The organism is Pseudomonas alcaligenes, from assembly GCF_014490745.1.
GTDB lineage: Bacteria > Pseudomonadota > Gammaproteobacteria > Pseudomonadales > Pseudomonadaceae > Aquipseudomonas > Aquipseudomonas alcaligenes_C.
Window position 1 is genome coordinate 4915168 of the sequence record NZ_LZEU01000001.1, and the last position, 22054, is coordinate 4937221.

Genomic DNA, 22054 nt, shown 5'->3' on the forward strand with positions numbered 1-22054 from the left:
CGGGCGGCGCAATGCCGCCCGGTTGCCCGGGTAACTGCATGAAGCTGCTGATTCTCGACCGCGACGGTGTCATCAACGAAGACTCCGACGCCTACATCAAGTCGCTCGCCGAGTGGATCCCGATCCCCGGCTCGATCGACGCCATCGCCCGCCTGAGCAAGGCCGGCTGGATCGTGGCCGTGGCCACCAACCAGTCGGGCCTGGCGCGCGGCTACTACGACGCCGCCACCCTGGAGGCGATGCACAACCGCCTGCGCCAGCTGGTGGCCGAGCAGGGCGGTGAAGTCGGCCTGATCGTGCATTGCCCGCACGGCCCGGATGATGGCTGCACCTGCCGCAAGCCCAAGCCGGGCATGCTCGAGCAGATCGCCGCGCACTACGGCACGGAACTGGCAGGCGTATGGTTCGTCGGTGACAGTCAGGGTGACCTCGACGCGGCGCTGGCCGTCCATTGCCAGCCCGTACTGGTAAAAACCGGCAAGGGCGAACGTACCCTGGCCAAGCCATTGCCAGCGGGAACCCTGATATTCGATGATCTGGCGGCGGTTGCCGATCAGCTTCTTCTCTAGAGAACGCGAGCCCCCATGACGACAGTGCAGGCCATCAGAACCTTCTTCTTCTACCTGCTGCTGTCATCCAGCTCCTTCTTCTGGTGCATCCTCTGCGTGTTCGTCGCACCGCTGCTGCCGTTTCGCGCCCGCTACCGTTTCGTCATCCAGACCTGGTGCCGCTGCGCCACCTGGCTGGCCAAGGTGGTAGTGGGCATCCGCTATGAGGTGCACGGCCTGGAGAACATCCCGCAGCAACCCTGCGTGATCCTGGCCAAGCACCAGAGCACCTGGGAAACCTTCTTCCTTTCCGCCTTCTTCGAGCCGCTGTCGCAGGTGGTCAAGCGCGAGCTGCTGTACGTGCCGTTCTTCGGCTGGGCAATGGCCATGCTCAAGCCCATCGCCATCGACCGCAGCAATCCCAAGGCAGCGCTCAAGCAGTTGGCCAAGCAGGGCGACGAGCGCATCAAGCAGGGCGCCTGGGTACTGATCTTCCCGGAAGGCACGCGTATTCCACCGGGGCAGATCGGCAAGTTCTCCCGCGGCGGCGCCGCCCTGGCGGTGAATGCCGGCCTGCCGGTGCTGCCGATCGCCCACAACGCCGGCGAGTTCTGGCCGAAGCAGGGCTGGGCAAAATTCCCCGGCACCATCCAGGTGGTGATCGGCCCACTGATGCATGCCGAGGGCAGCGGCCCGCGAGCCATCGCCGAACTCAACGAGCGCGCGTTTGCCTGGGTCTGCCAGACCCAGCAGCAGATCAGCGGCGCTGCCGTACAGGTGAGCAGCCAGGACATCTCCAGCCCGGCCTGAGAGCGCCTGTGGATAAGCTGTGCGCGAAATACCGGCGCAGTGCCATTACGCAAGCCAAAAAGCTGATTTAATTGGTTTTTATCAAAACCTCCAATGTCCCACGGACGGGGCATAAGTTTTTTCCGCGAAGCCGGCAGGGCGAATTCGGCAATGCCGCACAGTCTTGCCGGAACGCCCCTGCGCTAAAGCGGTTAAGCTAGACCGACTCGTCTTGTGTGAAAGGGAATTTCGCTCCATGCCGTCCATCTACCAGCTCAAGCCACGCTTCCAGAATCTGCTGCGTCCGGGCGTCACCCGCCTGCATGCTCGCGGCGTCACCGCCAACCAGGTGACCCTCGCCGCCGGCCTGGTCTCCGTGCTGCTCGGCGGGCTGCTGGCCCTGGGCAGCAGCCATGTCTGGCTGTTCGCCCTGCTGCCGCTGTGGATGCTGCTGCGCATGGCACTGAATGCCGTGGACGGCATGCTCGCCCGCGAATTCGGCCAGCAGTCCAAGCTCGGCGCCTACCTCAACGAACTGTGCGACGTGATCGCCGACAGCGCCCTGTACCTGCCGTTCGCCCTGCTGCCCGGGGTTTCCCCGCTGCTGGTGGTGCTGGTAGTGCTGCTGGCAGTGATCAGCGAATACGCCGGCGTGCTCGGCCCGATGATCGGCGCCACACGGCGCTACGACGGGCCCATGGGCAAGAGCGACCGCGCCTTCTGCTTCGGTGCTCTGGGTGCCGGTGTGGCGTGCGGCCTGTTGCCGTCGTCTTGGATAAACGGGCTGCTGGCAGTGATTCTGCTGTTGCTGCTGGCGACTCTGGCCAATCGCGTGCGCCAAGGCCTGGCCGAGGTAGCGCGAACCTCTCAATCGGAATAAGGATGTTTCGATGCGCGAAGTCCAGAACCACATCTTCACCACCCACGATGGTGTCGAGCTGCTCTATCGCCACTGGCCGGCCAGCGCGCCGGCAAACGGCCCGCGCCAGGCGGTAGTGCTGTTCCACCGCGGCCACGAGCACGGCGGGCGCATGGCCCACCTGCCGGGCGAGCTGGATCTGCCCGACTACGACTTCTTCGCCTGGGATGCCCGCGGCCATGGCCTGTCGCCCGGCGCCCGCGGCGACAGCCCGAGCTTCGCCACCAGCGTGCGCGACGTGCAGACCTTTATCGAGCATATCAGCGCAACATACGGTATCGAACAGACGGATATGGCCGTGCTGGCCCAGAGCGTCGGCGCCGTGGTGGTGTCGACCTGGGCCCACGACTACGCCCCGCAGATCCGCTGCCTGGTGCTCGCCTCGCCGGCGTTCAAGGTCAAACTCTACGTCCCCTTCGCCCGCCCCGGCCTCAAGCTGCTGCGCGCCTGGCGCGGCAACTTCTTCGTCAACAGCTATGTGAAGGCGCGCTTCCTCAGCCACGACCCCGAGCGCATCGCCTCGTTCGAGAACGACCCGCTGATCACCCGGCCGATCTCGGTGAATATGCTGCTGGGTCTCTATGACGCCGCTGACCGCGTGGTGGCCGATGCCCAGGCAATCCAGATTCCGACCCAGCTGCTGATCTCCGGTGCCGACTTCGTCGTCCATCGCCAGCCGCAGGAGCAGTTCTTCGAGCGCCTGGGCAGCCTGCGCAAGGAAAAGCACATCCTCCCCGGCTTCTTCCACGACACCCTCGGCGAGCGTGATCGCGCCCATGCCCTGAGCCGCGCCCGGCGCTTTATCCTGGAGAGCTTCGCCCAGCCGGCCACGCGTCCCGCGCTGCTGGACGCCGACCGCTGCGGCTGGAGCTGCGCCGAAGCCGAGAGCCTGGCCGCGCCACTGCCGCATAACTCCCTGGGCGACCTGTACTGGCGCGCCACCCGCGCCGGCCTCAAGCTCGGCAGCGGGCTGTCCGACGGTGTGAAGCTGGGCTTCGAGACCGGCTTCGACTCCGGCAGCACCCTCGACTACGTCTATCGCAACCAGCCTTCCGGCAAATCCGCGTTGGGCCGGCTGATCGACCAGAACTACCTCAACTCCATCGGCTGGCGCGGTATCCGCCAACGCAAGCTGCACGCCGAGGAGCTGCTGCGCCTGGCCATGGCCAAGCTGCGCGAGGCAGGCCGGGGTGTACGTATCGTCGATATCGCCGCCGGCCATGGCCGCTACATTCTCGAATCCCTCGAAGGGCTGGAGCACAAGCCAGACTCGATCCTGCTGCGTGACTACAGCGAGATCAACGTGCGCGACGGCAGCGCGCTGATCGCGCAGAAAGGCCTGGGCGACATCGCCCGCTTCGTCAAAGGCGATGCCTTCGACAAGGCTGACCTCGCCGCGCTCGAGCCCAGGCCGAGCCTGGCGGTGGTTTCCGGCCTGTACGAGCTGTTCGGCAGCAACCAGATGGTCGGTGATTCGCTGGCCGGCCTGGCCGCAGCGGTCGAGGAGGGCGGCTACCTGATCTACACCGGCCAACCCTGGCACCCGCAGCTGGAACTGATCGCCCGCGCCCTGACCAGCCATCGCGAAGGCCAGCCCTGGGTCATGCGCCGCCGCAGCCAGGCGGAAATGGATCAGCTGGTAGCCGCTGCCGGCTTCCGCAAGCTGGCCCAGCGCGTCGATGAATGGGGCATCTTCAGCGTAGCCCTGGCCCAGCGGGTGTCCTGATGGACAGCGACCATACGCGCGAAACCGGGCTATGGAAGCGCGGGGTACTCTGGCTGTTGCTGCTGGCCCCGCTGTTTTTCACCAGCTACAGCTTCGCCAACTGGCTGAGCGGCCAGCGCAACGATGTCGGCAGCCTGGTATTTGCCTGGGAAAGCCACACACCGCTGTGGCCCTGGACGATCCTGCCCTACTGGTCGATCGACCTGCTCTACGGCCTGTCCTTCCTCCTCCCGGCCAGCCGCCGGGAAATGGATCGGCATGCCCTGCGCCTGCTCAGCGTGCAGATCCTGTGTGTGGCCTGCTTTCTGCTCTGGCCGCTGCGCTTCACCTTCGAGCGCCCGGAGCTGAGCGGCTTGTTCGGCTGGATGTTCGACGTGCTGATGGGCTTCGACAAACCGTTCAACCAGGCGCCTTCGCTGCATATCGCCCTGCTGGTGGTGATCTGGACGATGTTCGCCCGGCACACCCATGGCCTGCTGTTGCGCGGCCTGCTGCACGGCTGGATGGCGCTGATCGGTCTGTCGGTGCTGACTACCTGGCAGCATCACTTCATCGATGTGCCCACTGGAGCGCTGGCCGGCTGGCTATGCGTATGGCTGTGGCCCGTCGAGGGACGCAGTCCGCTGCAGCAGCTGCACCTCGCCCGGGATGGCAAACGTTGGCGCCTAGCCCTGCGCTATGGGCTGGGTAGTGCCATCTGTGCGGCGCTGGCGGTCAATCTCGGTGGTGTCTGGCTGTGGCTGCTGTGGCCGTGCGCATCCCTGCTGCTGGTCGCCCTGAATTACGCGCTGCTCGGTGCCGGCGGTTTCCAGAAGCAGGCCGATGGTTCCCTGAGCGCAGCAGCCTGTTGGCTGTTTGCGCCTTATCTGGCTGGCGCCTGGCTCAACTCGCGGCTGTGGACGCGCCGGCATCCGCAGCCCGCTCAGGTCAGCCCCGGGATCTGGCTCGGGCGTCTGCCGAGCAGAACCGAAATGCAGCCCTTCGCCGCAGTGCTCGATCTGTGTGCCGAGCTGCCGCTGCGCCGTCGGGGCCAAGCCTATCGCAACGTACCGGTACTGGATCTGACCACTCCCAGCACGGCCGACTTACACCAGGCTGCCGAAGCCATCGAGCAACTGCGTCAGCACGGCCCGCTGCTGGTCTGCTGCGCGCTTGGCTACTCGCGCAGCGCCTGCGCCGTCGCCGCCTGGCTGCTGCAGTACGGCGATTGCCAGGATGTCGACCAGGCATTGCAGCGGACTCGCCAGGCACGCCCGCAAATCGTCCTCGGCGAGGCGCACCAACAGGCCCTGGCATTGCTGCGACAGCTGCCGGAACAGCCAACCCCAGTCCATGAGGTGGCCCATGGCCTCTGAGATGTCCCTGCTGCTGATCGCCGGCCTGCTGCGCCGCGGTCGCCAGCTCGACCAGCTGTCCACCGGGCTGACCCTGCTGGGTCTGGCTGGGGGCTTGCTGCCCATGCTGATCGGGCGTGGCAACTTTCTGATGGCCGGGCCCTGCGTGCTGCTGATTCTGTTCGGCCTGGCGCAGAAGTACTGGGCGATCCGCTCGGCCCTGGACGCCGAGTTGTTCGCCGTCCTGGCAGCTGATCCGCTACAGCGCGAGGCACGTATAGCCGAACTCGATAGCGCCCTGGTCGAGCTGCGCCTGCAGCCCGCCAACCAGACTGCCCGTCCATGGGAGGCACGCATTCGCGGCGCCCGCCGCCTGCTGCGCATGCAGGGCCTGTGGCTGGCCGCGCAACTGTTACTGGCACTGATCATGATCCTGGTCGTGCCGTGGTTTTCCTTCGCTGGATAAGGAGTTGTCCATGCTCGCTTCATTGACCGCTTTCGCCATTACCTCGGCGGCGCGTCTGCTTACCGGAGCCCGCGCGCTCTGGCTGGGCAGCACAGCGCAGCCGGTGCAACGGCTGTATTACGCCAACCACAGCAGCCACGGCGACTTCGTCCTGTTGTGGGCCTCGCTGCCGGCCGAACTGCGCCGCAGCACCCGTCCGGTGGCTGGCGCCGACTACTGGCAGAAGGGCGGCCTGCGCAGCTTCCTGATCAACGATGTGTTCAACGGCGTGCTGGTCGACCGTGACCGCAGCAATCCGGAGCACAACCCGCTGCAGCCGATGCTCGACGCGCTGGGGCAGGGCGACTCGCTGATCATCTTCCCCGAAGGCACGCGCAACCTCGGCGACGACCCGCTGCTGCCGTTCAAGAGCGGTCTCTACCACCTGGCCCAGGCTCATCCACAGGCCGAGCTGATCCCGGTGTGGATCGCCAACCTCAACCGCGTAATGCCCAAGGGCAGGGCGCTGCCCCTGCCGCTGCTGTGCACCCTGAGTTTCGGCGCCGCCCTGGAACCCGTCGAGGGGGAAGGCAAAGCCGCGTTCCTCGAGCGCGCACGCAACGCCCTGCTGGCCCTGGCCCCGGAGGAAGTCTGAGATGGATCGCAATACCCTGCTGCTGTTCGCCGGTATCGGCGCCATTCTGCTGCTGGCCAGCCTGATCGGTCGCGTACTCAAGCGCCGCGCTGGCGATACGCCCAACTCGGTGATCGACAACCTCAATGCCCGCATCGATGCCTGGTGGGTGATGGTGCTGGTGATCGGCATCGCCTTTATGTTCGGCAAGAACGGCGTGGTGCTGCTGTTCTACGGCGTGTCCTTCTACGCCCTGCGCGAGTTCATGACCCTGACCCCGACCCGGCGCAGCGACTATCCGGCGCTGGTAGCCGCCTTCTACTTCGCCCTGCCGATGCAGTACCTGCTGATCGCCATCGGCTGGTATGGCCTGTTCAGCATCTTCATCCCGGTCTATTTGTTCCTTCTGCTGCCGATTCTCGCCTCGCTCGGCGGCGATACTACCCGCTACCTGGAGCGGGCGGCCAAGGTGCAGTGGGGCCTGATGATCGCGGTGTACTGCGTGTCCATGGTGCCGGCGCTGCTGACCCTGGAGATTCCAGGCTATGAGGGGCGCAACCTGCTGCTGATCGCCTGGCTGATCATCGTCGTGCAGCTCTCGGACGTGCTGCAGTACGTCTGCGGCAAGCTGGCCGGCAAGCACAAGATCGCCCCCAAGCTGTCGCCCTCGAAGACGGTGGAAGGCTTCGTCGGTGGTGTGGCACTGGCGACTCTGGTCGGTGCGCTGCTGTGCTGGATCACCCCGTTCAACTTCTGGCAGGCCGCGCTGATGGCGCTGACCGTCAACCTGCTGGGCTTTGCCGGTGGCCTGGTGATGTCGGCGATCAAGCGCGACCGCGGAGTGAAGGACTGGGGCCACATGATCGAAGGCCACGGCGGTATGCTCGACCGCATGGACTCGGTGTGCTTCGCCGCACCGATCTTCTTCCACTTCGTACGCTACTGGTGGGCCTGACGGCCCACTGTTCTGCCGCCGCAAAAAATGGCCGGGAGGCATTTTTGACATTGCCTCCGGCGACGACCCGAAGAGTTGCCGCCATGGAACGGCAGGCAACAAAAAACCCGCCGAGGCGGGTTCTTTATGACCTTCCGACATCCTGTCGTCTGCCATCCTGGGCGCGGTCTGTCTTCCTTGACTCGGGACTTCCTGTTCCCGATGGATGTGTAGATTAGCCACTAGCCCAGGGTAGCAACAGACTCCCATTGCGCTTCGCCGTGTAAGCCTTTGGCTATTCATCGGGGGGCCGATAAAACAAAACCCCGACCAAGGCCGGGGTTTTGTTTTTGCTAAAAGCGGATCAGAAGTCCAGGTTCGACACCGCCAGGGCGTTGCTTTCGATGAAGTCGCGGCGCGGCTCCACGGCATCGCCCATCAGGGTGTTGAAGATCTGGTCGGCGGCAATGGCATCCTCGATGGTCACCTTGAGCATGCGGCGCACGGTCGGATCCATGGTGGTTTCCCACAGCTGCTCCGGGTTCATCTCACCCAGCCCCTTATAGCGCTGGATGCTGTGACGCTTGGTGCTTTCGGTCATCAGCCAGGTGAGGGCTTCCTTGAAGCTGGTTACCGTCTTCTTGCGCTCGCCACGCTGCACATAGGCACCGTCCTCCAGCAGGCTGTTGAGCTGCAGGCCCAGGCTGGTTACCGATTTGTAGTCGTTGCTGGCGAAAAAGTCGCGGTTGAAGGTGATGTAGTTGGACAGGCCGTGGGCCACTACTTCCACTTCCGGCAGCCACAGGTGGCGCTCGCGGTCTTCACGCAGACTGGCGGTGTAGGTCTGGCCGGACTTCTCGGCACCCTTCAGGCGCGCCTGGAAGCCTTCCAGCCAGCCCTGCATGGCGGTCTGGTCGGCCAGCTGCTCGACGGAAACCCGCGGCAGGTAGACCAGATGCTCGGTGATGTCCTGCGGGTAGACGCGGGACAGGCGGCCGAGGGTCTTCATCACCGCACGGTAGTCGTTGACCAGCTTCTCCAGCGCAGCGCCGGACAGGCCCGGGGCGTTCTCGTTGACGTGCAGGCTGGCTTCGTCGAGGGCCGACTGGGTCATGTACTCTTCCATGGCCTCGTCGTCCTTGATGTACTGCTCCTGCTTGCCCTTCTTGACCTTGTACAGCGGCGGCTGGGCGATATAGATGTAGCCACGCTCGACCAGCTCCGGCAGCTGACGGAAGAAGAAGGTCAGCAACAGGGTGCGGATGTGCGAACCGTCAACGTCGGCATCGGTCATGATGATGATGTTGTGGTAGCGCAACTTGTCGATGTTGTACTCCTCGCGGCCGATGCCACAGCCGAGGGCGGTGATCAGCGTACCGACCTCCTGGGAGGAGAGCATCTTGTCGAAGCGCGCCTTCTCGACGTTGAGGATCTTGCCCTTGAGCGGCAGGATCGCCTGGGTCTTGCGGTTGCGGCCCTGTTTGGCAGAGCCGCCCGCGGAGTCACCTTCCACGATGTAGAGTTCGGACAGCGCCGGGTCTTTCTCCTGGCAGTCGGCCAGCTTGCCGGGCAGCCCGGCGATATCCAGCGCGCCTTTGCGGCGGGTCATCTCGCGCGCCTTGCGCGCAGCTTCGCGGGCGCGGGCGGCGTCGATCATCTTGCCGACCACGGCCTTGGCCTCGTTGGGGTTCTCCAGCAGGAAATCGCCGAAGTGCTTGCCCATTTCCTGCTCGACCGCGGTCTTCACCTCGGAGGAGACCAGCTTGTCCTTGGTCTGCGAGCTGAACTTCGGATCCGGCACCTTGACCGAGATGATCGCGGTCAGGCCTTCGCGGGCGTCGTCACCAGTGGTGGCGATCTTGAACTTCTTCGCCAGGCCTTCGGTTTCGATGTAGTTGTTCAGGTGACGGGTGAGGGCAGAGCGGAAGCCGGCCAGGTGGGTGCCGCCGTCACGCTGCGGAATGTTGTTGGTGAAGCAGAGAATATTTTCGTTGAAGCTATCGTTCCACTGCAGGGCGATCTCGACGCCTACACCATCTTCCTCGCGCTGCATGTTGAAGTGGAATACCTGGTTGACCACCGTCTTGTTGGTGTTCAGGTACTCCACGAAAGCGCGCAAGCCGCCCTCGTATTTGAACAGCTCTTCTTTGCCGCTACGCTCGTCCTTGAGAACGATGCCGACCCCGGAGTTGAGGAAGGACAGCTCGCGCAGGCGCTTGGCCAGGATGTCCCAGCTGAAATGGATGTTCTTGAAAGTGTCTTCGGACGGCTTGAAGTGAATCTGCGTGCCGGTGCCTTCGCTGTCGCCGACCGGCGCCAGCGGCGCCTGCGGTACACCGTGGACGTAGGTCTGTTCCCAGATCTTGCCGCTGCGGCGAATAGTCAGCACCAGCTCCTTGGAGAGGGCGTTGACCACCGAAACACCCACGCCGTGCAGGCCGCCGGAGACCTTGTAGCTGTTGTCGTCGAACTTACCGCCGGCGTGCAGCACGGTCATGATGACCTCGGCTGCCGAGACGCCTTCTTCCTTGTGGATGTCCACCGGAATGCCACGGCCGTTGTCGCGGACGCTGATGGACTCATCGGTATGGATGGTGATGCTGATCTCGGAGCAGTGGCCGGCCAGCGCTTCGTCGATGGAGTTGTCCACCACCTCGAACACCATGTGGTGCAGACCGGTGCCGTCATCGGTGTCGCCGATGTACATGCCCGGGCGCTTGCGTACGGCATCCAGACCTTTCAGCACCTTGATGCTGGAGGAGTCGTACGTGTTGTTCTCGTCGCTCATGCCTTCACTCCCGATGGTGTGATTCGTCCATGTTCCACGTGGAACATGGCGACCGGCGTGTCCGTGCGCCAGCCATCCTTCATTAATTCGTGATCGACACAGGTGATGAACACCTGACACTGCAAATCGTCCAGCAGTCGGCACAAGGCCCGTCGATGTTGCTCATCCAGCTCTGACGGCAGATCGTCCACCAGGTAGATGCATTGGCCATGTTTGGCCTGGTTCAGCAGATGGCCCTGGGCAATACGCAGGGCACAAACCACCAGTTTTTGCTGGCCGCGGGAGAGAATCTCCGCGGCATTGTGCGCCCCCAGGCGCAGACGCAGGTCTGCGCGTTGCGGTCCAGCCTGGGTATGCCCAAGCTGCTGATCGCGGAGCAGAGTAGCTGCCAGCACATCGTTCAGCGGCTTGTCCTTGTCCCAGCCGCGGTAGTAGCTCAGAGTCAGGCCTTCCAGCTCCACCAGCTCGGCAAGAATTCGCTCGAAAACCGGCTTCAGCGCCTGGATATAGGCCCGGCGATACTCGTCCAGCTCTTCGCTGGCCAGGCACAATTCGCGATCCCAGGCGGCCTGCAAAGCGCCGTCCAGTGTACCATGCCGCAGCCACGAGTTCCGCTGCCGCAGGGCCTTCTGCAGGCGCTGCCAGGCCGGCAGGAAACGTTGTTCCACGTGGAACACTCCCCAGTCGAGGAACTGCCGGCGAATCTTCGGCGCCCCCTCGAGCAGGCGGAAACTGTCCGGATTGATCACCTGCAGCGGCAGCACTTCGGCCAGCTGCGCCGTACTGCGCGCACTCTGTCCGTCAATACGAATATGCAGCTCGCCCTGACGATCGCGAGAAATCCCCAGGTTGCTGGAGCGTTCGTCGGCATGCTGCACCTGGCCGAATACCGTACAGGCCGGTTGCTCGTACTGAATCATCGGCAGCAGTTTGTTGCTGCGAAAGGAGCGGGCCAGGCCAAGCAGGTGAATGGCTTCCAGCAGGCTGGTCTTGCCGCTGCCGTTGGCGCCGTGAAGGATATTGATGCGAGGGGAGGGGGAGAGCGTCACCGGGTGCAGATTACGCACCGCGGTGACGGTGACACGCGAAAGGGACATTCAGGGGTTACAGGCGCATCGGCATAACGACATAGGAAGAATCGTCATTGCCGGCTTCCTGCACCAAGGCGCTGCTGTTGGCGTCGGACAGGATCAGGCGCACCTGTTCGGTGGTCATCACGCCCAGCACGTCGAGCAGGTAGCTGACGTTGAAACCGATCTCCAGCGAGCCGCCGTTGTAGTCGACCGCCACTTCTTCTTCCGCTTCTTCCTGCTCCGGGTTGTTCGCCTGGATCTTCAGCAGGCCGCTGGCCAACTGCAGACGGATGCCGCGGTACTTTTCGTTGGACAGGATGGAGGTGCGACTGAAGGCTTCACGCAGGGCCTGGCGATCGCCGATGACCAGCTTGTCGCCACCACGCGGCAGCACGCGCTCGTAATCCGGGAACTTGCCGTCCACCAGCTTGGAGGTGAAGGTGAACTCGCCAGTGGTGGCGCGAATATGGTGCTGACCGAGGACGATGGCCACTTCGCCGTCCTGCTCGGTGAGCAGACGGGCCAGCTCGAGGATACCTTTGCGCGGCACGATGACCTGGTGCTTCTCGGTGTTCTCGATGGCGGCATCCATGGCGCACATGGCCAGGCGGTGACCGTCGGTGGCAACGGCGCGCAGCACGCCGGTCTGCACTTCGATCAGCATGCCGTTGAGGTAGTAGCGCACATCCTGCTGGGCCATGGCGAAGCTGGTACGCTCGATCAGGCGGCGCAGCTTGCTCTGGATCAGCGAGAAGGTCAGCGACCCCGGGCCTTCCTCGACGGTGGGGAAATCGTTGGCCGGCAGAGTCGACAGGGTGAAACGGCTGCGACCAGCCTTGACCAGCAGCTTCTGCTCGTCGACGCGGATATCGATCAGCGCATCACTGGGCAGACTCTTGCAGATGTCCATCAGCTTGCGTGCCGGCACGGTGATTTCGCCCGGCTCGGCACTGTCTTCCAGGGCCACGCGCCCAACCAGTTCGACCTCCAGGTCGGTACCGGTCAACGACAGCTGCTGGCCTTCGACCACCAGCAGTACGTTCGACAATACCGGCAAGGTCTGACGGCGTTCGACGACGCCGGCGACCAGTTGCAGGGGTTTCAACAAGGCTTCGCGTTGAATGGTGAAATGCATGGTCTAGTCCCTTGCCTAATGAGGCTGCGTGTCAGGTAGTCAGGGTGCGCAGCAGGTTCTTGTAGTCCTCGCGGATATCCGCGTCGGATTCCCGCAGTTCGGCAATCTTACGACAGGCGTGCAGAACTGTGGTGTGGTCTCTTCCGCCAAAAGCATCGCCGATTTCCGGCAGGCTGTGGTTGGTCAATTCTTTCGACAAGGCCATGGCCACCTGGCGCGGGCGCGCGATGGAGCGCGAGCGACGCTTGGAGAGCAGGTCGGCAATCTTGATCTTGTAGTACTCGGCCACCGTGCGCTGGATATTGTCCACACTGACCAGCTTGTCTTGCAGGGCCAGCAGGTCTTTCAGCGACTCGCGGATCAGCTCGATGGTGATCGGCTGGTTGGTGAAGTGCGAGTGGGCGATTACCCGCTTGAGTGCACCTTCCAGCTCGCGCACGTTGGAACGAATGCGCTGGGCGATAAAGAAGGCGGCGTCGTGCGGCAGATCGACCTTGGTCTGCTCGGCCTTCTTCATCAGGATGGCCACCCGGGTTTCCAGCTCCGGCGGCTCGACCGCCACCGTCAGCCCCCAGCCGAAGCGCGACTTCAGACGCTCTTCCAGGCCTTCGATTTCCTTCGGGTAACGATCGCTGGTGAGAATCACCTGCTGGCCGCCCTCGAGCAGGGCGTTGAAGGTGTGGAAGAACTCCTCCTGGGAGCGCTCCTTCTTGGCGAAGAACTGGATATCGTCGATCAGCAAAGCGTCCACCGAACGGTAGAAACGCTTGAACTCGTTGATCGCATTGAGCTGCAGCGCCTTGACCATGTCAGCGACGAAGCGCTCGGAATGCAGGTAGACCACCTTGGCATTCGGATTCTTCTTCAACAGGTGGTTGCCCACCGCATGCATCAGGTGGGTCTTGCCCAGGCCGACACCGCCATACAGGAACAGCGGGTTGTAGCCGTGCTTGAGGTTATCCGCCACCTGCCAGGCCGCGGCGCGGGCCATCTGGTTGGACTTGCCCTCGACGAAGTTCTCGAAGGTAAAGGTGCGATTCAGGTAACTGGTGTGCTTCAGCGCACCCTCGACCTGAACCGAGCGCTCGGTCGGGCGAGGGGCGGGCACCGGCGGACTGCTCAGCGGATCGCTGCTGGGCTGCTCTGCTACGGCGGGAGCGACAGCGCGAGGGACTTCGGCAGCGCCACTATTAATAGTCGGTGCCGGGGCCGCGACACGTGGAGCGGCGCTGCGCTTGCTGCCGATCAGCAGGGACAGGCCAGGAGCCAGGCCGTTGGCACGCTCGGCCAGCAACTCCAGCAGGCGCACCATGTATTTTTCATTGACCCAGTCGAGCACGAAGCGGTTGGGGGCATAGACCCGCAGCTCATCACCTTCGGCTTCCACCTGCAGAGGGCGGATCCAGGTATTGAATTGCTGTGCGGGCAACTCGTCGCGTAGCAGCTCAACACACTGCTGCCAAAGTTCAACGGACACTGACATCCCCTAGGTCGCTACGGTTGGCGAGGCAAAAAACAGCCTGCATTGTAGCCCTGCCCAGGCTGAGTTATCCACATGATTTACCGTTCTCATCCGAACAAAATCAAGGATTTATTAGTGTTTCCAAGGTTCACGCATGACGCCGACAAAGCTGTGGATAAAGGTAACCTGAAGCCTTTGGAAAAGCCTGGGGAAAAGCGCGGAGCAAACCGCCCTGTGGGCAAAAACGCCTTTCATGCACAGCCCGCCACCAGCCAGCGCACAGCTGCAGCACGGCTTACCGACAGCTTTCCCGAGCGCTGAAAGACAGACCAGGCCTGGCCTGCAGCGACTTACCCACAGAACCCACGCCCACTAAAAGCTATAAACACTTCTAGTCTTTCAAGAATTCCTTTCCTTTTATCTATCTTTCTCTTGGGAAGCCTGGTTGGAAATTGACCTGAGCCTCGGCTTTCACTAGAATCGCCGGTCTCTTTAAACGGGGGCCATTCCGGCCCGTAGTGGACCCACCAGGTAACGCACCATGAAACGCACTTTCCAACCCAGCACTATCAAGCGCGCTCGTACCCACGGTTTCCGCGCCCGCATGGCCACCAAGAACGGCCGTGCCGTCCTGTCGCGTCGTCGCGCCAAGGGCCGCAAGCGTCTGACCGTCTGATAAACCGGAACGGGTGGTGAGTCGAGACTTCGGTCGGGAAAAGCGCCTGCTGACTCCCCGGCACTTCAAAGCGGTTTTCGACTCACCCAGCGGCAAAGCCCCCGGCAAGAACGTACTCCTTCTCGCTCGTAGCAACGGTCTCGACCATCCCCGCCTGGGGCTGGTGATCGGCAAGAAAAGCGTCAAGCTTTCCGTCGAGCGTAACCGCCTGAAACGCCTGATCCGGGATTCCTTCCGGCTCAATCAGGAGTTGCTGGCCGGTCTGGATATTGTCGTGGTGGCCCGCAAGGGTTTGGGCGATTTGCACAACCCGGAACTGCACGAGCAGTTCGGCAAATTGTGGAAACGCCTGGCCCGCCAGCGCGCAGCCCCTGAACCGAAAACCGACTCAGGGGTGAGCGATAGTCCCCATGCGTAAACTGGCGATCCTTCCGATCCAGTTCTACCGCTACGCCATCAGCCCTTTGATGGCCAGTCACTGTCGCTTCTATCCCAGTTGTTCCTGCTACACCCAGGAAGCCATTGAAACCCATGGCCTCCTGCGGGGTGGTTGGCTCGGCATTCGCCGCCTGAGCCGCTGCCATCCCTGGAATCCCGGTGGTTACGACCCGGTTCCCCCCTCTTCCTCCCCTTCGATGACCGAGTAATCCATGGATATCAAACGCTCGATCCTGCTCGTCGCCCTGGCCGTCGTCGCCTACATGATGGTGCTGCAGTGGAACAAGGATTACGGCCAGGCCGCGCTACCGGCCCAGACCGCAACCATTGGTGGCCAACAGACCACCCTGCCGGACAGCAACAGCGCTGATGCCGCCCATAGCGATGTGCCGAGCGGCGTCGACAGCAGCAGCCTGCAGCCCAGCGCCGCGCCGGTCAGCGCCGAGCTGATCCGGGTCAAGACCGACGTGCTCGACCTGGCCATCGACCCGCGCGGCGGCGATATCGTGCAGCTGAACCTGACCGCCTACCCGCGCCGCCAGGATCGCCCCGATGTGCCGTTCCAGCTGTTCGACAACGGCAGCGAGCGCACCTACCTGGCACAGAGCGGCCTGACCGGCAGCAACGGCCCGGATGCCCGCACCAGTGGCCGTCCGCTGTACAGCAGCGCGCAGCGTGAATACCGCCTGGCCGACGGCCAGGATCAACTGGTCGTCGATCTCAGCTTCAGCGAAGCCGGCATCAACTACACCAAGCGCTTCACCTTCAAGCGCGGCCTCAATGCCCAGTGCACGGCCAAGCAGCAGGCCCTGAAGAAGCCAGGTTGCGTCGATCCGTCTTCCTACCAGGTCGAAGTGCGCTACCTGATCGACAACCAGAGTGCACAGAACTGGAGCGGCAGCCTGTACGCCCAGCTCAAGCGCGACAACAGCGGCGATCCATCGTCGACCACCGCGACCGGCACCGCCACCTACCTGGGTGCAGCGATCTGGACTCCGGAGAAGTCGTACACCAAGGTGTCGATGAAGGACATCGACAAGCAGCAACTGAAGGAAACCGTACAGGGCGGCTGGGTCGCCTGGCTGCAGCACTACTTCGTCACTGCCTGGATTCCCAGCAAGACCGACAGCAACCTGGTGCAGACCCGCAAGGATGCCCAGGGCAACTACATCGTCGGTTTCACCGGCCCGGCGCTCAACGTGGCCGCCGGCGCCAAGGGCGAAACCAGCGCCATCCTGTATGCCGGCCCGAAGATCCAGAAATACCTCGGCGAGCTGTCCCCGGGTCTGGAGCTGACCGTCGACTACGGCATTCTGTGGTTCATCGCCCAGCCGATCTTCTGGTTGCTGGAACATATCCACAGCCTGCTGGGCAACTGGGGCTGGTCGATCATCGCCCTGACCATCGTCATCAAACTGGCCTTCTTCCCGCTGTCCGCCGCCAGCTACCGTTCGATGGCGCGCATGCGCGCGGTGTCGCCGAAGCTGCAGGCGCTGAAGGAACAGCATGGCGATGATCGCCAGAAGATGTCCCAGGCGATGATGGAGCTGTACAAGAAGGAGAAGATCAATCCGCTCGGCGGCTGCCTGCCGATCCTGGTGCAGATGCCGGTCTTCCTCTCCCTCTACTGGGTACTCCTGGAAAGCGTGGAAATGCGCCAGGCTCCGTGGCTGCTGTGGATCACCGACCTGTCGATCAAGGATCCGTTCTTCCTCCTGCCGATCATCATGGGCGCCACCATGTTCATCCAGCAGCGCCTCAACCCGACACCACCGGATCCCATGCAGGCCAAGGTGATGAAGCTGATGCCGATCATCTTCACCTTCTTCTTCCTCTGGTTCCCGGCTGGCCTGGTGCTGTACTGGGTGGTCAACAACTGCCTGTCGATCGCCCAGCAGTGGTACATTACCCGCCAGATCGAGGCGGCCACGGCGAAAGCCTGAACCCGCTAAGCTGCACAAGACGCCCCCTCGTGGGGCGTTTTGCTATCCGCAAGATATCCACAGTCGAGAAGCTGATCATGTCCAACGCTCGCGAAACCATCGCCGCCGTCGCCACCGCCCAGGGCCGTGGGGGTGTCGGCATCGTGCGCGTCTCCGGCCCCCGAGCACGCGCCATTGCCATCACCCTGGCCGGTCTGGAACCGAAACCACGCCATGCCCATTACGGCCCCTGGCACGACGATGACGGCGAAGTGATCGACCAGGGCCTGCTGCTGTTCTTCCCCGGCCCGCACTCCTTCACTGGTGAAGACGTGCTGGAGCTGCAGGGCCACGGCGGCCCGGTGGTGCTCGACATGCTCCTGCAACGCTGCCTGCAGCTTGGCGCGCGCCAGGCCCGCCCGGGAGAGTTCAGCGAACGCGCCTTCCTCAATGACAAACTCGACCTGGCCCAGGCCGAAGCCATCGCCGACCTGATCGAAGCCAGCTCGGCCCAGGCCGCGCGCAATGCCCTGCGCTCGCTGCAGGGCGAGTTCTCACGGCGCGTGCATGAGCTGACCGAGAAGCTGATCGAGCTACGCATCTACGTGGAAGCCGCCATCGACTTCCCCGAGGAAGAGATCGATTTCCTCGCCGACGGCCATGTGCTCGGCCTGCTCGATGGTGTGCGCGACAACTTATCCACAGTGCTGCGTGAAGCCGGCCAGGGTGCCCTGCTGCGCGACGGCATGACCGTGGTCATTGCCGGTCGGCCCAACGCCGGCAAGTCCAGCCTGCTCAACGCCCTGGCCGGGCGCGAGGCGGCCATCGTCACCGAGATCGCCGGTACCACCCGCGACGTGCTGCGCGAACATATCCACATCGACGGCATGCCGCTGCACGTGGTGGATACCGCCGGCCTGCGCGACACCGAGGATCATGTCGAACGCATCGGCGTGGAGCGCGCACTCAAGGCCATCGGCGAGGCCGACCGGGTGCTGCTGGTGGTCGACTCCACAGCCCCGGAAGCCGCCGATCCCTTTGCCCTGTGGCCCGAGTTCCTCGACCAGAAACCCGATCCGGCGCGGGTCACCCTGATCCGCAACAAGGCCGACCTGTCGGCGGAAACGGTGGAACTGACCACCTGTGCGGATGGCCACGTCACCCTCAGCCTGTCGGCCAAGTCCACAGCCGGGCTGGATCTGCTGCGCGAGCACCTCAAGGCCTGCATGGGTTATCAACAGACCGCCGAGAACAGCTTCAGCGCCCGCCGCCGCCACCTGGAAGCCCTGCGCCTGGCGTCCAGCCACCTCGAGCACGGCCGTGCCCAGCTGACCCTGGCCGGTGCCGGCGAACTGCTGGCCGAGGATCTGCGCCAGGCCCAGCAGGCCCTGGGCGAAATCACCGGCGCATTCAGCTCCGACGACCTGCTCGGGCGCATCTTCTCCAGCTTCTGCATCGGCAAATAGCCCGGCCACCGGAAGTTATCCAACGCCTGAAATCCCCGGCCTGAGCCCTGTGGAAAACCAGGCCTGAGCTCGGTCGATAAGCCGGTCAGAAAGCTGATGACAAAACCATCTGTGCATAACAACCCAATTCATCCACAGGGGGTGGGCAGCTTGCCCAGTGGAAAGTGCCAGGAATGGCACAGGGTTATCATTCGCTGTAGGCCTTGAATGGCAAGGCCTGTAGCAATCTATCCACAGAAAGCTGCTGCACCATACATAAGAATAAAAATAAGGCTTTATATAAATTCATTCTTTTTATTCTCTATAAGCCTGAAAGCCGACCGACTGGCTATTTTTTGTGCAGAAGGCTTCATTCACTCAGGCTAAGTCCCTATACTTGCGCCCCTTCCTATTTTTCCCTTTTCTACAGGCACGAGGTGCGTGGTGGATTTCCCTTCCCGTTTTGACGTGATCGTGATCGGCGGCGGTCATGCCGGTACCGAAGCTGCGCTGGCAGCCGCACGCATGGGCGTGAAGACCCTGCTGCTGACCCACAACGTGGAAACCCTCGGCCAGATGAGCTGCAACCCGGCCATCGGCGGTATCGGCAAGAGCCATCTGGTCAAGGAGATCGATGCCCTCGGCGGTGCCATGGCGCTGGCCACCGACAAAGGCGGCATCCAGTTCCGCGTGCTCAACAGCCGCAAGGGCCCGGCCGTACGCGCCACCCGCGCCCAGGCTGACCGTGTGCTGTACAAGGCAGCCATCCGCGAGATCCTGGAGAACCAGCCCAACCTGTGGATATTCCAGCAGGCGGCCGACGACCTGATCGTCGAGCAGGATCAGGTCAAGGGCGTGGTCACCCAGATGGGCCTGCGCTTCATGGCTGACAGCGTGGTGCTGACCACCGGTACCTTCCTCGGCGGACTTATCCACATCGGCCTGCAGAACTATTCCGGCGGTCGTGCCGGCGATCCGCCCTCGATCGCCCTGGCCAAACGTCTGCGCGAGCTGCCGCTGCGCGTCGGCCGGCTGAAGACCGGTACCCCGCCGCGTATTGACGGCCGTTCCGTGGACTTCTCGGTGATGACCGAGCAGCCCGGCGACACGCCGACCCCGGTGATGTCCTTCCTCGGCAATCAGGCCATGCACCCGCGCCAGATCAGCTGCTGGATGACCCATACAAACGCGCGCACCCACGAGATCATCGCCAGCAACCTGGATCGCTCGCCGATGTATTCCGGCGTGATCGAGGGCATCGGCCCGCGTTACTGCCCGTCGATCGAGGACAAGATCCATCGCTTCGCCGACAAGGACAGCCACCAGGTGTTCATCGAGCCCGAGGGGCTCACGACTCATGAGCTGTACCCCAACGGTATCTCCACCTCGCTGCCGTTCGATGTGCAGCTGGAGATCGTGCGTTCCATCCGCGGCATGGAAAACGCCCATATCGTGCGCCCCGGCTACGCCATCGAGTACGACTACTTCGACCCGCGTGACCTCAAGTACAGCCTGGAGACCAAGGTCATCGGCGGCCTGTTCTTTGCCGGCCAGATCAACGGCACCACCGGCTATGAAGAAGCCGGTGCTCAGGGCCTGCTGGCCGGGGCCAACGCCGCGCTGCGCGCGCAGGGCAAGGAAAGCTGGTGTCCGCGCCGCGACGAGGCCTATATCGGCGTGCTGGTCGACGACCTGATCACCCTGGGTACCCAGGAGCCGTACCGCATGTTCACTTCGCGCGCCGAATACCGGCTGATCCTGCGCGAGGACAATGCCGACCTGCGCCTGACCGAGAAGGGCCGCGAGCTGGGCCTGATCGACGACGCCCGCTGGGCCGCCTTCGAAGCCAAGCGCGAAGGTATCGTCCAGGAAGAACAGCGCCTGAAGAGCACCTGGGTGCGCCCGGGCACGCCACAGGGGGATGCGATTGTCGAGCGCTTCGGTACGCCGCTGGCCCACGAGTACAACCTGCTCAACCTGCTCAGCCGCCCGGAGATCGACTACGCCAGCCTGATCGAAGTGACCGGCACTGGTGCCAGCGACCCGCAGGTCGCCGAGCAGATCGAGATCAAGACCAAGTACGCCGGTTACATCGAGCGTCAGCAGGAAGAGATCGAGCGCCTGCGCGCCAGCGAAGACACCAAGCTGCCGGCCGACATCGACTACGCCGCCATCTCCGGGCTGTCCAAGGAGATCCAGGGCAAGCTCGGCAAGACCCGTCCGGAAACCCTCGGCCAGGCCTCGCGTATCCCGGGCGTGACCCCGGCGGCGATTTCCCTGTTGCTGATCCATTTGAAGAAACGCGGCGCTGGCCGTCAGCTGGAGCAGAGCGCCTGATGTCCGCCGTCACCCAACGCCATGCCGATGAACTCGCGCAAGGCGCGCAGACGCTTGGCGTCGCCCTGACCGCCCAGCAGCAGGAACAGCTGCTGGCCTACCTGGCGCTGCTGATCAAGTGGAACAAGGCCTACAACCTGACCGCCGTGCGCAATCCGGACGAGATGGTCTCGCGCCACCTGCTCGACAGCCTGTCGGTGGAGCCCTTCGTCGCCGAGCGCGGTGCCAGTTGGCTCGACGTCGGCAGCGGCGGCGGCATGCCGGGTATTCCCCTGGCCATCCTGTTTCCCGGGCGGCAGTTCACCCTGCTCGACTCCAATGGCAAGAAGACCCGCTTCCTCACCCAGGTGAAGCTGGAGTTGAAACTGGCCAACCTGGAAGTTATCCACAGCCGGGTCGAGGAATTCCGTCCCGAGGTGCCGTTCGCCGGTATCTGCTCGCGCGCGTTCAGTTCGCTGCAGGACTTCTCCGACTGGACTCGCCACCTCGGCGACGGCCATACCGAGTGGCTGGCGATGAAGGGCGTGCACCCGGACGACGAGCTGCAGGCGCTGCCGGCGGACTTTCGCCTGCAAAGCACGCACGTGCTCAAGGTTCCCGGTTGCCAAGGCCAGCGCCATCTGTTGATACTGCGACGCTCGGTCTAGGGGGAAGCACAAGATGGCCAAGGTATTCGCAATCGCCAACCAGAAAGGCGGCGTGGGTAAGACCACCACCTGCATCAACCTGGCTGCCTCGCTGGTCGCGACCAAGCGCCGTGTGCTGTTGATCGACCTTGATCCACAGGGCAACGCCACCATGGGTAGCGGTGTGGATAAGCAGGCGCTGGAGCACTCGATCTACGATGTGCTGATCGGCGAGAGCACGGTCGGCGAGGCCATGCAGTTCTCCGAGCATGGCGGCTACCAGCTGCTGCCGGCCAACCGCGACCTTACCGCCGCGGAAGTTGCCCTGCTGGAAATGAAGATGAAGGAGAGCCGCCTGCGCTACGCCCTGGCGCCGATCCGCGAGAACTACGACTACATCCTCATCGACTGCCCGCCTGCGCTGTCCATGCTCACGGTCAACGCGCTGGTCGCCGCCGATGGCGTGATCATCCCCATGCAGTGCGAGTACTACGCACTGGAGGGCCTGAGCGACCTGATGAACAGCATTCAGCGCATCGCCCAGCTGCTCAACCCGAGCCTGAAGATCGAAGGCCTGCTGCGCACCATGTACGACCCGCGCATCAGCCTGACCAACGACGTCACCGAACAGCTCAAGGCACACTTCGGCGACAAGCTCTACGACGTGGTCATCCCGCGCAACGTGCGTCTCGCCGAGGCGCCCAGCTTTGGCATGCCGGCGCTGGTCTACGACAAGCAATCCCGTGGCGCCATCGCCTACCTGGCGCTGGCTGGCGAACTGGTGCGCCGTCAGCGCAGCACCGCCAAAACCGCTACTGCATAA

General features: G+C 63.5%; 21 protein-coding genes. 17 read left to right on the forward strand and 4 right to left on the reverse strand.

Annotation, left to right across the window (positions count from 1 at the left end):
- Nucleotides 1-38 precede the first annotated feature (38 nt).
- From gmhB to A9179_RS22640, 8 genes are all read left to right on the forward strand, one after another.
- Complete coding sequence (gene gmhB / locus A9179_RS22605) at nt 39-569, forward strand: D-glycero-beta-D-manno-heptose 1,7-bisphosphate 7-phosphatase (protein WP_187808425.1); 531 nt, start codon at nt 39-41, stop codon at nt 567-569.
- A 15-nt stretch (nt 570-584) separates the two neighbouring features.
- The gene (locus A9179_RS22610; protein WP_187808426.1) at nt 585-1358 is read left to right on the forward strand and encodes a lysophospholipid acyltransferase family protein; all 774 of its coding nucleotides are present in this window, start codon (nt 585-587) and stop codon (nt 1356-1358) included.
- Between the two features lie 235 nt (nt 1359-1593).
- Complete coding sequence (locus A9179_RS22615; protein ID WP_187808427.1) at nt 1594-2217, forward strand: CDP-alcohol phosphatidyltransferase family protein; 624 nt, start codon at nt 1594-1596, stop codon at nt 2215-2217.
- Nucleotides 2218-2227: 10 nt separating this feature from the next.
- Nucleotides 2228-3982 carry a bifunctional alpha/beta hydrolase/class I SAM-dependent methyltransferase gene (locus A9179_RS22620; RefSeq protein WP_187808428.1) on the forward strand — a complete coding sequence of 585 codons (1755 nt, stop codon included), beginning with the start codon at nt 2228-2230 and terminating at the stop codon, nt 3980-3982.
- The gene (locus A9179_RS22625; protein WP_187808429.1) at nt 3982-5337 is read left to right on the forward strand and encodes a phosphatase PAP2/dual specificity phosphatase family protein; all 1356 of its coding nucleotides are present in this window, start codon (nt 3982-3984) and stop codon (nt 5335-5337) included. Before A9179_RS22620 ends, A9179_RS22625 begins: the two co-directional genes overlap by 1 nt.
- A complete protein-coding gene (locus tag A9179_RS22630; protein ID WP_187808430.1) occupies nt 5327-5782 on the forward strand; it encodes a hypothetical protein in 456 nt (151 codons plus the stop codon). The genes A9179_RS22625 and A9179_RS22630 overlap by 11 nt, the downstream gene beginning before the upstream one ends.
- 10 nt (nt 5783-5792) lie before the next feature.
- Nucleotides 5793-6416 (forward strand): lysophospholipid acyltransferase family protein, encoded by a 624-nt coding sequence (locus tag A9179_RS22635; protein ID WP_187808431.1) that lies wholly within the window; start codon nt 5793-5795, stop codon nt 6414-6416.
- Nucleotide 6417: 1 nt separating this feature from the next.
- Complete coding sequence (locus A9179_RS22640) at nt 6418-7350, forward strand: phosphatidate cytidylyltransferase (protein ID WP_187808432.1); 933 nt, start codon at nt 6418-6420, stop codon at nt 7348-7350.
- 343 nt (nt 7351-7693) lie between these two features.
- On the opposite strand, the gene gyrB is transcribed toward A9179_RS22640, so the two are convergent.
- From gyrB to dnaA, 4 genes are read right to left on the reverse strand one after another with little or no spacing between them, the layout of a single operon-like run.
- Nucleotides 7694-10117, reverse strand: coding sequence for a DNA topoisomerase (ATP-hydrolyzing) subunit B (gene gyrB / locus A9179_RS22645; RefSeq protein ID WP_187808433.1), 2424 nt, complete (start codon nt 10115-10117; stop codon nt 7694-7696).
- Nucleotides 10114-11214 carry a DNA replication/repair protein RecF gene (gene recF / locus A9179_RS22650; protein ID WP_187808434.1) on the reverse strand — a complete coding sequence of 367 codons (1101 nt, stop codon included), beginning with the start codon at nt 11212-11214 and terminating at the stop codon, nt 10114-10116. Before recF ends, gyrB begins: the two co-directional genes overlap by 4 nt.
- A gap of 7 nt (nt 11215-11221) precedes the next feature.
- Nucleotides 11222-12325, reverse strand: a complete 1104-nt coding sequence (gene dnaN / locus A9179_RS22655) for a DNA polymerase III subunit beta (RefSeq protein ID WP_187808435.1) — start codon at nt 12323-12325, stop codon at nt 11222-11224.
- A gap of 31 nt (nt 12326-12356) precedes the next feature.
- On the reverse strand, nt 12357-13802 hold the full coding sequence (gene dnaA / locus A9179_RS22660; protein WP_187808436.1) for a chromosomal replication initiator protein DnaA: 1446 nt from the start codon (nt 13800-13802) through the stop codon (nt 12357-12359).
- A gap of 78 nt (nt 13803-13880) precedes the next feature.
- Here dnaA and A9179_RS22665 point away from each other — a divergent pair, with 78 nt between their 5' ends.
- The 9 genes from A9179_RS22665 to A9179_RS22705 all read left to right on the forward strand — a co-directional run bounded on the left by A9179_RS22665 (nt 13881) and on the right by A9179_RS22705 (nt 22054).
- On the forward strand, nt 13881-14108 hold the full coding sequence (locus A9179_RS22665; RefSeq protein ID WP_187808437.1) for a hypothetical protein: 228 nt from the start codon (nt 13881-13883) through the stop codon (nt 14106-14108).
- Between the two features lie 220 nt (nt 14109-14328).
- Nucleotides 14329-14463: a 50S ribosomal protein L34 gene (gene rpmH, locus A9179_RS22670; protein ID WP_003246698.1), complete on the forward strand. Its 135-nt coding sequence runs from the start codon at nt 14329-14331 to the stop codon at nt 14461-14463.
- Between the two features lie 13 nt (nt 14464-14476).
- Nucleotides 14477-14881: a ribonuclease P protein component gene (gene rnpA, locus A9179_RS22675; RefSeq protein ID WP_187808438.1), complete on the forward strand. Its 405-nt coding sequence runs from the start codon at nt 14477-14479 to the stop codon at nt 14879-14881.
- Nucleotides 14874-15110 carry a membrane protein insertion efficiency factor YidD gene (gene yidD / locus A9179_RS22680; protein WP_187808439.1) on the forward strand — a complete coding sequence of 79 codons (237 nt, stop codon included), beginning with the start codon at nt 14874-14876 and terminating at the stop codon, nt 15108-15110. The genes rnpA and yidD overlap by 8 nt, the downstream gene beginning before the upstream one ends.
- A gap of 3 nt (nt 15111-15113) precedes the next feature.
- Nucleotides 15114-16844 carry a membrane protein insertase YidC gene (gene yidC, locus A9179_RS22685; protein ID WP_187808440.1) on the forward strand — a complete coding sequence of 577 codons (1731 nt, stop codon included), beginning with the start codon at nt 15114-15116 and terminating at the stop codon, nt 16842-16844.
- Nucleotides 16845-16921: 77 nt separating this feature from the next.
- Complete coding sequence (gene mnmE, locus A9179_RS22690) at nt 16922-18289, forward strand: tRNA uridine-5-carboxymethylaminomethyl(34) synthesis GTPase MnmE (RefSeq protein ID WP_187808441.1); 1368 nt, start codon at nt 16922-16924, stop codon at nt 18287-18289.
- A gap of 423 nt (nt 18290-18712) precedes the next feature.
- On the forward strand, nt 18713-20605 hold the full coding sequence (mnmG, locus tag A9179_RS22695; RefSeq protein ID WP_187808442.1) for a tRNA uridine-5-carboxymethylaminomethyl(34) synthesis enzyme MnmG: 1893 nt from the start codon (nt 18713-18715) through the stop codon (nt 20603-20605).
- The gene (gene rsmG / locus A9179_RS22700; RefSeq protein ID WP_187808443.1) at nt 20605-21252 is read left to right on the forward strand and encodes a 16S rRNA (guanine(527)-N(7))-methyltransferase RsmG; all 648 of its coding nucleotides are present in this window, start codon (nt 20605-20607) and stop codon (nt 21250-21252) included. The genes mnmG and rsmG overlap by 1 nt, the downstream gene beginning before the upstream one ends.
- A gap of 13 nt (nt 21253-21265) precedes the next feature.
- On the forward strand, nt 21266-22054 hold the full coding sequence (locus A9179_RS22705) for a ParA family protein (RefSeq protein ID WP_187808444.1): 789 nt from the start codon (nt 21266-21268) through the stop codon (nt 22052-22054).

Excerpts from the sequence above, each read along its gene's own strand:
- A9179_RS22640 (WP_187808432.1), top strand. The coding sequence starts at position 6,418 with ATGGATCGCAATACCCTGCTGCTGTTCGCCGGTATCGGCGCCATTCTG.
- yidD (WP_187808439.1), top strand. The coding sequence starts at position 14,874 with ATGCGTAAACTGGCGATCCTTCCGATCCAGTTCTACCGCTACGCCATC.
- recF (WP_187808434.1), bottom strand. The coding sequence starts at position 11,214 with ATGTCCCTTTCGCGTGTCACCGTCACCGCGGTGCGTAATCTGCACCCG.
- A9179_RS22625 (WP_187808429.1), top strand. The coding sequence starts at position 3,982 with ATGGACAGCGACCATACGCGCGAAACCGGGCTATGGAAGCGCGGGGTA.
- gmhB (WP_187808425.1), top strand. The coding sequence starts at position 39 with ATGAAGCTGCTGATTCTCGACCGCGACGGTGTCATCAACGAAGACTCC.
- gyrB (WP_187808433.1), bottom strand. The coding sequence starts at position 10,117 with ATGAGCGACGAGAACAACACGTACGACTCCTCCAGCATCAAGGTGCTG.
- A9179_RS22665 (WP_187808437.1), top strand. The coding sequence starts at position 13,881 with ATGATTTACCGTTCTCATCCGAACAAAATCAAGGATTTATTAGTGTTT.
- A9179_RS22615 (WP_187808427.1), top strand. The coding sequence starts at position 1,594 with ATGCCGTCCATCTACCAGCTCAAGCCACGCTTCCAGAATCTGCTGCGT.
- dnaN (WP_187808435.1), bottom strand. The coding sequence starts at position 12,325 with ATGCATTTCACCATTCAACGCGAAGCCTTGTTGAAACCCCTGCAACTG.
- mnmE (WP_187808441.1), top strand. The coding sequence starts at position 16,922 with ATGTCCAACGCTCGCGAAACCATCGCCGCCGTCGCCACCGCCCAGGGC.
- A9179_RS22610 (WP_187808426.1), top strand. The coding sequence starts at position 585 with ATGACGACAGTGCAGGCCATCAGAACCTTCTTCTTCTACCTGCTGCTG.
- rpmH (WP_003246698.1), top strand. The coding sequence starts at position 14,329 with ATGAAACGCACTTTCCAACCCAGCACTATCAAGCGCGCTCGTACCCAC.
- A9179_RS22620 (WP_187808428.1), top strand. The coding sequence starts at position 2,228 with ATGCGCGAAGTCCAGAACCACATCTTCACCACCCACGATGGTGTCGAG.
- A9179_RS22630 (WP_187808430.1), top strand. The coding sequence starts at position 5,327 with ATGGCCTCTGAGATGTCCCTGCTGCTGATCGCCGGCCTGCTGCGCCGC.
- yidC (WP_187808440.1), top strand. The coding sequence starts at position 15,114 with ATGGATATCAAACGCTCGATCCTGCTCGTCGCCCTGGCCGTCGTCGCC.
- rsmG (WP_187808443.1), top strand. The coding sequence starts at position 20,605 with ATGTCCGCCGTCACCCAACGCCATGCCGATGAACTCGCGCAAGGCGCG.
- A9179_RS22635 (WP_187808431.1), top strand. The coding sequence starts at position 5,793 with ATGCTCGCTTCATTGACCGCTTTCGCCATTACCTCGGCGGCGCGTCTG.
- A9179_RS22705 (WP_187808444.1), top strand. The coding sequence starts at position 21,266 with ATGGCCAAGGTATTCGCAATCGCCAACCAGAAAGGCGGCGTGGGTAAG.